At 45.7% G+C, this 12,101-nt stretch carries 13 protein-coding genes; 7 read left to right on the top strand and 6 right to left on the bottom strand.

Annotation, left to right across the window (positions count from 1 at the left end; all coding sequences use genetic code 11):
* Nucleotides 1-10 precede the first annotated feature (10 nt).
* The 4 genes from PAE54_RS05455 to mnmC are packed head-to-tail and all read left to right on the top strand — an operon-like array spanning nt 11 to nt 3,406.
* Complete coding sequence (locus PAE54_RS05455) at nt 11-625, top strand: septation protein IspZ (protein ID WP_273778447.1); 615 nt, start codon at nt 11-13, stop codon at nt 623-625.
* Nucleotides 626-654: 29 nt separating this feature from the next.
* Complete coding sequence (locus tag PAE54_RS05450) at nt 655-957, top strand: YciI family protein (protein WP_326518717.1); 303 nt, start codon at nt 655-657, stop codon at nt 955-957.
* Between the two features lie 4 nt (nt 958-961).
* A complete protein-coding gene (locus tag PAE54_RS05445) occupies nt 962-1,462 on the top strand; it encodes an SH3 domain-containing protein (RefSeq protein WP_326518716.1) in 501 nt (166 codons plus the stop codon).
* A 45-nt stretch (nt 1,463-1,507) separates the two neighbouring features.
* Complete coding sequence (gene mnmC, locus PAE54_RS05440) at nt 1,508-3,406, top strand: bifunctional tRNA (5-methylaminomethyl-2-thiouridine)(34)-methyltransferase MnmC2/FAD-dependent 5-carboxymethylaminomethyl-2-thiouridine(34) oxidoreductase MnmC1 (RefSeq protein ID WP_326518715.1); 1,899 nt, start codon at nt 1,508-1,510, stop codon at nt 3,404-3,406.
* A gap of 65 nt (nt 3,407-3,471) precedes the next feature.
* On the opposite strand, the gene PAE54_RS05435 is transcribed toward mnmC, so the two are convergent.
* Nucleotides 3,472-3,783: a rhodanese-like domain-containing protein gene (locus PAE54_RS05435; RefSeq protein WP_273778443.1), complete on the bottom strand. Its 312-nt coding sequence runs from the start codon at nt 3,781-3,783 to the stop codon at nt 3,472-3,474.
* A 91-nt stretch (nt 3,784-3,874) separates the two neighbouring features.
* Here PAE54_RS05435 and PAE54_RS05430 point away from each other — a divergent pair, with 91 nt between their 5' ends.
* Nucleotides 3,875-4,363: a YajQ family cyclic di-GMP-binding protein gene (locus tag PAE54_RS05430; RefSeq protein ID WP_326518714.1), complete on the top strand. Its 489-nt coding sequence runs from the start codon at nt 3,875-3,877 to the stop codon at nt 4,361-4,363.
* A 122-nt stretch (nt 4,364-4,485) separates the two neighbouring features.
* On the opposite strand, the gene PAE54_RS05425 is transcribed toward PAE54_RS05430, so the two are convergent.
* From PAE54_RS05425 to PAE54_RS05415, 3 genes are read right to left on the bottom strand one after another with little or no spacing between them, the layout of a single operon-like run.
* Complete coding sequence (locus PAE54_RS05425; protein WP_273778441.1) at nt 4,486-4,905, bottom strand: acyl-CoA thioesterase; 420 nt, start codon at nt 4,903-4,905, stop codon at nt 4,486-4,488.
* Between the two features lies 1 nt (nt 4,906).
* Nucleotides 4,907-5,344 carry a thioredoxin TrxC gene (trxC, locus tag PAE54_RS05420; protein WP_273778440.1) on the bottom strand — a complete coding sequence of 146 codons (438 nt, stop codon included), beginning with the start codon at nt 5,342-5,344 and terminating at the stop codon, nt 4,907-4,909.
* Complete coding sequence (locus PAE54_RS05415; RefSeq protein ID WP_326518713.1) at nt 5,341-6,240, bottom strand: alpha/beta hydrolase; 900 nt, start codon at nt 6,238-6,240, stop codon at nt 5,341-5,343. The genes trxC and PAE54_RS05415 overlap by 4 nt, the downstream gene beginning before the upstream one ends.
* A 122-nt stretch (nt 6,241-6,362) precedes the next feature.
* On the opposite strand from PAE54_RS05415, the gene PAE54_RS05410 reads away from it, so the two are divergent.
* Together PAE54_RS05410 and PAE54_RS05405 are read left to right on the top strand one after the other, a co-directional pair.
* A complete protein-coding gene (locus tag PAE54_RS05410) occupies nt 6,363-6,698 on the top strand; it encodes a protein tyrosine phosphatase family protein (RefSeq protein WP_273778437.1) in 336 nt (111 codons plus the stop codon).
* 389 nt (nt 6,699-7,087) lie between these two features.
* Nucleotides 7,088-8,467, top strand: coding sequence for a dihydrolipoyl dehydrogenase (locus tag PAE54_RS05405; protein WP_326518712.1), 1,380 nt, complete (start codon nt 7,088-7,090; stop codon nt 8,465-8,467).
* On the opposite strand, the gene PAE54_RS05400 is transcribed toward PAE54_RS05405, so the two are convergent.
* Together PAE54_RS05400 and PAE54_RS05395 are read right to left on the bottom strand one after the other, a co-directional pair.
* Nucleotides 8,453-10,048, bottom strand: coding sequence for a Na/Pi cotransporter family protein (locus tag PAE54_RS05400; protein WP_326518773.1), 1,596 nt, complete (start codon nt 10,046-10,048; stop codon nt 8,453-8,455). The genes PAE54_RS05405 and PAE54_RS05400 overlap by 15 nt on opposite strands.
* A gap of 368 nt (nt 10,049-10,416) precedes the next feature.
* Complete coding sequence (locus PAE54_RS05395) at nt 10,417-11,775, bottom strand: aromatic acid/H+ symport family MFS transporter (protein WP_326518711.1); 1,359 nt, start codon at nt 11,773-11,775, stop codon at nt 10,417-10,419.
* Nucleotides 11,776-12,101: the final 326 nt, after the last annotated feature.

The raw sequence follows: 12,101 nt of genomic DNA, 5'->3' as shown, positions 1-12,101 counted from the left end.
ATACTCTAACATGAAAGCACTTTTCGACTTTGTGCCGCTCATAATTTTCTTCTACCTCTATAAAACTGTTGAGCCAACAGACAAACAACATCCTCTTTTACAACTGATCGGTTCAGCAGGCGGTGTCGATAACAACAATATTCTGGTCGCAACCACAGGACTAATTATTTCCATGCTGGTGGTGTACGGTGCTTTATTTGTCATGCAAAAATTCCGTCTGGACAAACAGCAATGGCTAGTGCTGTTCATGACGGTGATTTTTGGTGGCATTACCCTGATTTTAAGTGATGACTTTTATATCCGTCTGAAAGCGGCATTGCTCAATCTGGTATTTGCCGGCGCTTTCTTGCTATCTCCTTGGTTCAGTAAAGATCGCACGCCACTGATCAAGCGTTTATTCGGTCCGATTCTGCATCTGACAGCTGCAGGATGGAAAAATCTGAATTTTGCCTGGGCCGCCATGTTTGTGGTCATGTCCTGTCTACATGTATTTTTTGCCTTTTTATTTATGGGTGGAAAATATTGGGGAGAATTTACCGCTTTTGGTGACATGATCGTGATGTTTTCTTTTATCATTATCCAGTTCATCATCTTGCGTAAGCATTTTAAGTCAACCGAAGAATAATTCACCGATTCTCAAGAGAAACAGATTCTATGCCTTTATTTGTAGTCACCTGCACCGATAACGAAGGAACCGTGGAAACACGTCTGGCAACCCGTCCTGCACATGTTGAACGTTTACAGCAATTAGATGATGAAGGTCGTTTAATTGTGGCAGGTGCAATGCCCAAAGATCCAAGCAATCCTCAGGCGGGTTTTTATGGCAGTACGATTATTGTCGATTTTGACAGCCGTGAAGCGCTGGATACCTGGTTACAAGATGAACCATTCCTAAAAGCCGGTGTGTATGGCCATATTGATGTTAAACCATTCAACAAAGCATTTCCAAAAGGATAATGTCATGCAGGGTGTGGTCAAAAGCCTCTTCGCGTTAAGCCTCTTTTGTTCTTCTGCCTGGGCTGTCGAAACGCCAGCACCCGCAGCGGTACGGCCGGCTCCGGCAACTTCCGCCCCGGCGACGACTGCAACAGTACCCGCAGCCAAACCGGGTATTCTTCCAGCCAATGCCACAGCCAGTCCAACCGGTCAACCTCAAGAAGTGCAACCACTGACTGCTGAACAGATTGCCAAGAACAAAGCGTTACAGGATGCCAAAATTAAAGCCCTGGTCAAAGACCAGAGCACGCGCCTGCAACAGCTAGAAAAAGCCAATCTTGCTGCGCTGGCACAAAATCAGGAACTACAACTCAAAAACGATAACTTAGGCGTGCAGTTACAGGTACTACAAAGTGAACGTAGCGCACAAATGTTTCTATACGGCGCTGCGACTCTAGCGGTTGGTGTGCTGCTTGGCTTTCTTCTTGCCAGTTATATCTATACCAAACGTCGTCGTCAGTGGTAAAACCCGGATACAGCACGACTGGCTTTCGTACAAGGGACAAACATCATGTCAGATGCGATTCAAACCGCCGATCTGGAATGGCAGCAGGTCGATGGCATCGACGTGCCAGTGTCGAAACAGTTTGGTGATGTCTATTTTTCCAAAGATAATGGCTTATTGGAAACCCGCCATGTTTTCTTAAATGGTAACGACCTTTCACCACGTCTGGCTGCACTGGCAGACTATGACTATTTTTGTGTGGGCGAAACCGGCTTTGGTACCGGTCTGAACATTTTGGCCTTATGGCAACTCTGGCAACAAGTTCGCCCCAACAATCACAGCCATTTACATGCGATTAGCGTGGAGAAATTTCCACTCAGCAAGGCTGATCTGATCCGTGCATTAAATGCCTGGCCAGAACTCGCACCTTTGGCTGAACAATTAATCGCCCAATACCCTTTACCGATTGCTGGCTGCCATCGTCTCTCTTTTCCGAAAGAACGCTTCAGCCTGGACTTATGGTTGGGTGATGCCCAAGCTGTATTCCCTGCCATGGTGAAAACCCAGCAAGTCAATGCCTGGTTTCTAGATGGTTTCGCCCCATCATGTAATCCAGATATGTGGGCGGAAAATGTCTTACAACATATCATTCGTCTGTCGGGTTACGGCACGACCTTTGCCTCGTTCAGTGTGGCAGGTGTGTTAAAACGAGGGTTGTCTGCTCATGGTGTCCAAATTTCACGACCGCGTGGTTTTGGTCATAAACGTGAAATGCTCAAGGCTATCTGGCAGGCCCCTGAGCCTACTACCAGTGACGGCGTTACGTGTTCTTCTCCGTCCCTAAATCAGCGAGACAACTGCAAAACGATTGCAGTACTTGGCGCGGGTATTGCCGGTTTAAGTGTAGCTTGGGCTCTGGCACAACGTGGCCATCAAGTTAAGATTTACGAGCGGAAAGCGGCCTTATCGGGTGCATCGGGGAATCCACTGGCATTACTCAACCCAAAACTCAGCCCGATTCAGCAAAGTCATACCCATTTAATGACCATCTGCTGGCAACATGCGTTGCGCCATTATGCCCAGTTCCTAGCCTTCCGTCCTCTGCAGGTCAATCAGCTGGCATTGAAAAAGCCTGATGAACTTTTGGACTTAGCCCAACAGTACCCTGCTGGACTACTGCACGCACAGACGCCGCAACAGTCCCTGTTAAATACACCGTATGCCAGCCTGAAACTCAGCAAGGCGGGAGCGGTATTTCCGCATCAGCTGCGTGATCAGATTGTACAACATCCTCTCATTCAGCTTGAAATCGCCACGATTAAACAACTGGTTCAGTCGGATGCGGGTATTGAGGTTTTCAATCAGGCCGGTGATTGTATTGCCCGTGTTGATCATGCCGTGGTGTGCTGTGCACAACAAAGCGCAGATTTCTTCGAGAATTATCCACTACTGAAACCGATTCGCGGTCAGGTGAGCTGGATTCCTTTAGCACATCCAATACTGCCGGTCGATCAGGCCTTCAGTTATGGTGGTTATTGTATGCAACTGGATCCACAACATCTGATTTTAGGGGCTTCATTCCATCCACAGCGGGATGACAGTGACGTATTGTTGGAAGATCATCAGCACAATGCTGATCTGTTTAACACCGTCTTTCCGGGTGAGTCACAAGATTTTCCAGCGATTGAACGCTGGCAAGGACGCGCCTCAATACGGGCACAAAGTCCGGACTATTTCCCTGTGCTTGGTAAACTTGATCCCGACAGTGAGATTTACACCTTTGCTGGCTTGGGCTCAAAGGGCTTTTTATTTGCACCTCTCTGCAGTGAGGTACTCGCTGCACTGATTCTAGAAGAAGCCTGCCCTGTTCCAGAGGCTGTGTTACAGCGACTGAATCCGCAACGTTTTTTCAAAAAGAGCAAGAGCAAAAAACCCTATCATGCTCAGAAAGCGCATCATGAGTGAGATTAAAGTGTTGTTGTTTTCTTCGCACTGATCCATAAAAAAGCGCCCGAAGGCGCTTTTTTTGCTTATCCCTGCTCAAGAGGCAAACCAGCATCACGTGCTGCGCGCGTACCTCCCACAAGGATCACGTATTCACGTGCTTGATCGAATGCCTCTAATTTTTCTGCCGCACGCAGGGCCTTACTACCACCGCCACACAGCATATAAATCGGTTGATCCGCTGCCACTTGAGTTAGGCTGTCGGCCGTTAAACCATTAATTGGTTGATTTACCGCACCTTTAACATGACCCTCTGCATAGGCATTTGAATCACGGACATCCCAGATAATCGCTCCTTCTGGGAACTCAAATGTTGTAATTTCTTGTTTACGGATCATTGCGCACTCCTTTGATATAAACAACACTTGGCAAATGAAGAAAACATCCCTAGCATCTCAAATATTCTTTCCCTTTGTAAAGGTCTAAACCATGCCATCTTTTGATATTGTGTCTGAACTTGAACTATTCGAAGTGAATCACGCTGTACAAAACACTCAAAAAGAAATTGCAACACGTTTTGATTTCCGTGGGCAAGACGTTTCTATTGAACTAAATGAAAAAGCGAAAGAAATTAAGATTTCTACCGAAAGTGACTTCCAGTGTGAACAAGTCTACAACATGCTGGAAAACCACTTCTATAAGCGTAAGGTCGATGTTCAAGCCCTTGATCCGCAAAAAGCCACTGCATCAGGTAAAAACGTCATTCAAGTGATCAAGCTCAAAGATGGCTTAGATTCAGATAGCGCGAAAAAGATCAACAAGGCGATTAAAGAAAGTGGCATCAAAGTGCAGTCATCTATTCAGGGCGACAAGATCCGTGTGACGGACAAAAAACGCGATACCCTGCAGCAAGTGATGAATTTCCTGCGTGAGCAGCAATTTGGCCTACCTCTGCAATTTAATAACTTTAAAGACTAATCGGCTCATAAACCCGCACAGCCCACGCTTCCTGATCCGATGTGCATGCATGGGCAATCCTGCTCTACAGCACATCCCACAGCAAAAAAAGCCCCACAAGGGGCTTTTTTTATACAGGAGATTTAATGCTGTGCATCGAGGAATTTTTGTTTGACCTCTTGCGGAATCTGACGTTTATTGCCATTCACATCCACGGCAACAAAGGTAAAAACACCTTCGGTCACACGTTTTGCAGGACGGGAAGAGTCATGGCTATCCCACACTTCAATCTGCATCTGGATGGAAGTATTGCCCACCTTGAGAATTTTGGTGTAACAGCTGATCACATCCCCAACTTTGACCGGCACCAGGAAAGTCATCTGGTTGATCGAAATGGTCGCGCAGCGGCCCTTACTAAAACGTTCAGCGTGAATCGCTCCCGCCAAATCCATTTGCGAAACAATCCATCCCCCAAAAACATCTCCACTCCAGTTGGTATCGGCTGGCATTGCGATGGTTTGAAGGGAAAGCGTCCCTTCCGGTTTTATATAAGAATCTGACACATTAACTCCGAACATGGGCATTAAGTTGCTGATCTAACCATTGTTGTAACTCGTTAGATCGAAGTGCACCGCTCATCCTCGCGATCTCAGTGGTCTTATTCATCAGCACCAACGTCGGGATACTGCGTACATGAAAAGCAGCACTGAGTCGAGGTGATTCTTCCGTGTTGATTTTGGCAAAGATCACTCGAGGATTCTGTTTTGCGACTTGAGCAAAATGCGGCGCCATCATTTTACATGGTCCACACCAATCGGCCCATAAATCAATCAAAATAGGTAAATCACTATTGGAAATGAAATGACTGAAATTCTGTTCATTCAGCTCAATCGGTGCCAATGGTAATAAGGCAGAGTGGCATTGTCCGCACGCCGGCCCGGCTTCCAGTTTTTCTTCAGGCACCCGGTTTTTGGCCTGACAATGAGGACATACAATAATCATGAGTTCACTCCAATATGCTGTTTTAAGAATTCTAATTGGGTCATGATGGCTTTTTCCAACCAAACAGACTGATAAATATCAAAATGCTGCATTTCCCACTCATGATAATCGACAAAAGGGGCCAGATGGTTCACCGTTTGCCGTACCGACTCAACCGGTATCAGGCTGTCATATTGTGCTGCAATCATCAGGACGGGAATATTAATTTTTCGCACTGCTTGTATCGGACGATAGCGCATTAAATGAAAAAATACCCGGGCTGGTACCTCTCCACTCCAGTAATAGTCTGGATTTAGCATAGCCTGATAGCCGACATAGGCATCCTCACGTGGCAGGAAGCATAGTCCATTCGGATCTACCACCGGTAAGGTGACCGGCGTTAAACCTACCTTACTGCCCATATAGTCCTGGCTCGATAACTTCAGCGCTTTTGGCAAATATGCTAATGGATAACGTTTAACGCTTTCGGCACCATCAACAAATGGCACTTGTACCATCACGGCCTGTAGATTATTCAGTTCAGAAGCAAGGCTAAGCACATAGCCCCCACTCAGCCCCGTACCCCAAAGCACAATCCGATGAGGATCAATCGACTTACGTGCCGCTACGTGCTGAATCATGGTGCGCCAGTCATCCAGCTGTTTTTCAATAGAGACCAGTTCACGCGGCCGGCCGGTACTTCCACCCCAATACCGATAATCAAATAGCACGACAGCATAACCGGCCTGTGCAAAACGCTGTGCATAACGAATCAGCTTGAAATGGCGTAATCCTGCGAAACCATGTGCCATAAGAATCACTGCAGGTTTTTCTAAGGCTTTAGGGCGATAAAAATCGGCAGCAATCACATCCTGACCGCTTTTGACATACAGTGGTTCAACTGTATAAGCGTACATAGCTGCTCCCATACGTTATATTTTGTTGGTATTTTCTTGTAAAAATTCAGGTGACTGCAACTCAAGAACGAGCTTAATGCTATCATACTGCATAAAACATACAGATACTCTGGAGTAACAAAATGAGTGAGAATGTCGGCTTTGCAGGCCAGATTGGTCCTGAACATGTCGCTCAAGTGGTTGAGAAAGGCTTCAAATCGATTATTAACAACCGTCCAGATATGGAAGGTGGCCCAGAACAACCGACCAGTGCACAAATTGAAGAAGCAGCACGTCAATCAGGCCTGGATTATGTCTACCAACCTGTGGTTGCCGGTCAAATCACCGAAGTGGATGTACGTACTTTCGCCAATCATTATAATGAATTGCCAAAACCAGTCTTGATGTTCTGCCGTACTGGTAATCGCTCAAACAACCTGTATCAGCTTGCCAAACAGATGGATCTGCTAGACGACTAATCCTCTCGCTAAGCGAAGCCCGAATTTTTTCGGGCTTTTTTTATCTCCTCAATATTCCCATCATTACACCTCATTTGAAATTGCATAATTGCTATAAACACCCCCATGTTTTTCGATTAAGCTGATGGCCGAAATCAGGTTTAAAGGATGAATGATGAAAAAGTTAGTTTTGCTCTGTATCGTGTTGATCAGTGTCAGTGCTTGTTCTTCCATGCAAATACGCCCAACCGCGAGCGTTTCTGTAGGAACGTCCATCCATTAACAGCAGCAAGCCAACCTTACTCAAGTTTTTTACTCTGCAGTGAATGTAAGGATTTGCAAGATTTCCCTTCCGCATCCCGGATTTTCTTATATATTGAAAATACGCTTTTCTTTATTCCTAGAATCTTATGTACGACATTATTATTATCGGTGCGGGGACGGCAGGTATTGCCGCTTATCAAGAAGCCATTAAACACACTCAAAACATTTTAATCATCAATGATGGCCCATGGGATACCACCTGTGCACGGGTCGGCTGTATGCCGAGTAAAGTTCTCATTTCGGCCGCCGAGCGTATGCATGATATTCAGCATGCCGAACAGGTCGCTTTGCAGGTAACAAGTCAAATCGACACCTCTCAAGTGATGTCACATGTGCGTAGCTTGCGTGACCGCTTTACTGCCGGAACCTTAAAAAGTGTGGAAAAATGGCCGGCAGAACACAAAATTTCCGGTAAGGCACATTTTGTTGATGCACAGACCGTTGAAGTAGAGGGACAACGCTATCAAGCCAAACATTTTATTCTGGCTGTAGGTTCAACACCCGCACTGCAACCACAATGGCAACAGGTCTTGGCTGAGCGTCTGATCAACTCAGATCAGATTTTTGAATTGCCTGAATTACCACGCGCTTTGGCCGTGATTGGCAGCGGTGTGATTGCATTGGAACTAGCACAAGCCATGCAACGTTTGGGGGTTGAAACCACCATTTTTGCCCGTAGCAATAAAGCCGGAATTCTGTCTAGCCCAACCTTGCAAACCTTATCCCAGCAAGTGCTTGGCCAAGAGCTGAATATCCTGTTTGAAACACTGCCGGACAGTATGCAAAGACACAATGATGAAGTTGAAATCACCTATACCCATCAAGGCAAAGCAAAAAAAATCAGAGTCGATTATGTGTTGAATGCCACAGGCCGACAAAGCCTCTTAACAAGCTTAAAATTGGAAAATATCGATCCGGCCTTTAACGAGATTAAATCACTACCGGTTGATGCCCAGAGCAAACAGCTAGGTGATTATCCCATCTTTATTGTGGGTGATGCCTTCAGCCAAACTCCAGTTCAGCATGAAGCAGCCCATGAAGGAAAACAGGCTGTGCACAACTGCCTGAGTTATCCACAAACTCAACCGATTAAAACCCTAACCCCCTTAGCGATTGTTTTCAGTTCTCCACAAATGGCAATTGCAGGAAAGTCTTACCAGCAACTAGAAAGCGAGCAGCATAAGTTTGTCACAGGGCAAAGTAGCTACGAAAAACAGGGACGGGCTTTGGTACTGGGTAAAAATCAAGGTGCCATTGAAGTTTACGTCGATGTTCAGACGGGACAACTTCTGGGTGCAGAACTATTCCTGACCGAGTGTGAACATTTGGCTCATCTACTTGCCTGGATGATTGATGAGCAGTTGACGGTAGATGCCATTTTGCAAAAACCGTTCTATCATCCAACCCTGGAAGAAGGCTTACGTACGGCCCTGAAACACGCACGCCGACAATTAACCAGTCTCTAAATGCTGTTCATCATGTAGAATTTTTGCCACGCGCTCGGTATGGTCCACCACATGTTCCAGCCAGCGCTGTGCAGCCAAAAGATTCAACGCCTGTGCGGCAGAGATTTGAGCATTCGCCGAACGTTCAATAACTTGATGCCGTAATACAGTCTGCTGTTCACGTATCCAGAAACGGGTTGCTGTCAGTTCTTCCACCAACGCGAGTGGTAATTTTTCCGACGGATCAACCAGCAAATACGGAATATGCTTGTCTAGCAGATCGGCAAACTGCTGTAATACCTGATCCAGTCCGGTTTGTGATCTCAAGACTTCAATATTAGCAATCGTCTGTAAATCCCCATATAAAATCCGTGCATAAACCATCAATCGTAACAGTGCGATCAGCCGTTGCTGGTCTGCCTTGGATTGAGGCACAGGCATGTCTTGCAGATATTGCTCCACTTTTTGCAAGATGGTGCCCAATTCCTGGGTGTGTACCATCGAGGCAATAATCTCACCCCGCAGGCACTTCAACAGCAAGGTATAAATATCGACGATTGTCTGGCGTAATACACTTTCAGCAGCAGCAATCGCAAGTGCGGGAACCTCAAGCAAAGAGTCATCCAAATAACGGATACTGGTCAGCTCTTTCTCTGGAATCAAATACACAATCAGCTGTTCCAGCTGCTTGATCAGCGGGATAAAAATCAGTGCTCCCAGCAAACTAAAAGCAGTATGGAAAGCAGCAACCATAACTACAGCATCAACATGCTGCAATAAAGCCACCGATTGTGCCAGCCAAACAAAACCGGGTAAGAGCAGGAAAAAAGCCATGACGGCTGTTAGCATGTTAAAGATCACATGTACTGCAGCGGTCCGTTTGGCACTGGCAGTAGCGCCAATTGCTGCGAGTACTGCAGTTGCAACAGTTCCAATATTCTGTCCAATCACCAGGGCCAAGGCCTGTTGTAAGTCGATGGTTTGAGTTGCCAAAGCTGCCAGTGTGGTAGTCACGGCAGCGCTGGAAGACTGCAATAAAATGGTCATGACCAGACCAATCAGTACCAACATCAGGCGAGTGAGTAGTGTTTCACTAGACCAGGCTGAAAAATCAACCCGTTGTGCTGCATCGGCCATTGCCGTTTGCAAAAGATCAATACCAAAAAATAATAAGCCAAAACCTGCAATTGCCAGTCCAAGTAAAGCGACATGATCACGGCCAAAGAGTTTTAATAAAGCCCCCATACTGATAATCGGTAAGGCAAAACTGGCAATCGAGAATTTCAACCCGAGCAAGGCTACCATCCAACCAGTACTGGTGGTTCCAATATTCGCGCCGATAATCACCCCAATCGCATGACTGAAACTGAGCACTCCGGCACTGACAAAACCAATCGTCGCTAAAGTTGTGGCGGTTGAAGACTGCACCAGTAAAGTCAAACCTATACCGGAAAACATAGCCTTGAGCGGAGATCCAGTAAATCGGGTCAGCCACAGGCGTAGGCTCTCCCCTGCAATCGCTTTCAGGCTATCCGTCATCAAGGACATTCCCAAAAGAAACAGGCCAATCCCACCCAAAAGTTGTGTTAAAACACTCAGCACAGCCACATCCTTGCTTAGAGTCATCAATTTAATGCATCCATCTACTGAATGAGCATAACACCGAATCTTTTTAAGGGAATCAAATCAGCGAAATTTTGTCTGTCTCTTCAACCATTTGAAATAAAGGAATGGAATCTCTCCTTATATTCATTTGCAAAATGGCATTTTTCCAGATCACATAACAGATTTAACTCATTTAATAGATGAGGCTATAGAACAGTTCCGCATTCAAATGAAATCGGCAAAATTAAAGAGGTTCATTTCGTTAGAAATAGCGGGGCTATTGAATCAATATCGATCATCTATGGAAATTTGCAGACAATAAAAAAGCCTTCATTTTCATGAAGGCTTTTTTCAATGCTTTAATATTAGGCAGTTTCTAATTCCGCTGCAGCAGGTGCTGTTGTATCAATTTTATCAGACTGCTGATCATGACAAATTAATGCCACGGCGATCGCAGTGATCAACACCGGAATGCCCACGGCAATAAAGTTTACATACGCAGGCAAACTCATCCCCAGTAAGGCACCGATCAGAATCGGACCCACAATTGCCCCCATACGACCGATCGCAGAGGCCCAACCAATACCAGTTGAACGTACGGCCAATGGATAGAACTGTGCAACATAACTATACAACAACATTTGCGAACCAATCGATGCAGCACCGGCCAAGAACACTAGGATGTATAACAAGAACTGAGAAGATTGTAGCCCCATCAAGCTCATCACAATTGCACCCATGATTCCGAGGCACATCAGAACCGGCTTTAAATGGAAACGGTCAGCCAGAATACCACCACCCACAATACCCACGACAGCACCCATATTCATGGTCATCATGAACATCAGGCTGTTATCCATGGAATAACCTGCCGCCATCATCAGTTTTGGCAACCAGCTGCTGAGTGCATACATAGTCAATAGACAAGTGAAGAATGCTAGCCAGAACAAGAGAGTATTGGTGGCACGACCACGTTTAAATAGACTGACTACACTCGCTGACTCAGGCACATCCACCTTGTGTAACTCAAAAATCGTAGTATCCGTAACTGTCACCTCAGGTGCCAACCGACGTACGATCTGTCGAGCTTGTACTTGGTTGTTTTGTTTAACAATAAAAGTAAGAGACTCGGGCAGAAACTTCCAAATCACTGGCAGTAAAAACAATGGAATACCTGCGATAAAGAACATGATTTTCCAGCCAAACACTGGAGTAAACCAAGAACCCAGTAAAGCAGCCATCACACCGCCTACCGCATAACCACTAAACATGGTCGTAACCAAAGTACTGCGCATGGTCTTCGGTGCATATTCGGAAGTTAATGCTACGAGGTTTGGCATCACGCCACCAATGCCTAAACCGGCAAGAAAACGTAAAATCGCAAATTCAGTTGGATTGGAGGCAAATCCACCCGCAAAAGTTAGACCACTGAACAGCACGATACAGATCATGATGACTTTTTTACGGCCAATTTTATCGGCCAAAGATCCAAAAGTCATCGCACCGAACATCATACCCGCCAATGCTGTACTGGCTAACATACCTGCTTGTACAGCACTCAACCCCCAATCTTCCATTAATAGCGGTAAAACCACGCCATTAATGGCCAAGTCATAGCCATCAAATAAAATGATCAGTAGACACCATGCCACGACTTTAAAATGAAAGGGACCAAATTTTGCGTGATCAATGACGTTATTGGCATTCACTGCTTGATGTGCCATTCCTCACCTCCTGTGGGTTATGTTTCAATGAACCGTGATCGCCAACTATAAAATGAAGCTCATTTAGCACTTCAAATTACTTTTTAGCCTCTCGGTAGATAGAGCAACTTTCACACAAAACATCGAGGTTTAAAATTCAACATTAGTCTAAAAACCCTTTATTTATTATGTATTTATTTTTATTTCAGCAACTCAAATATCCTAATTCAGCTTTTCACCCGGCAAAGAAAAAACCCCCACCATACAATCATGGCGGGGGTTTTTAGAATAATGAGCTGGCGATGACTTACTCTCACATGGGTAACCCCACACTACCATCAGCGCGA

It is taken from the genome of Acinetobacter minutum (assembly GCF_035916735.1).
Lineage (GTDB): Bacteria > Pseudomonadota > Gammaproteobacteria > Pseudomonadales > Moraxellaceae > Acinetobacter.
Note: the sequence above shows the minus strand (reverse complement) of the source record. Positions and strands in the feature narration are given on the sequence as shown.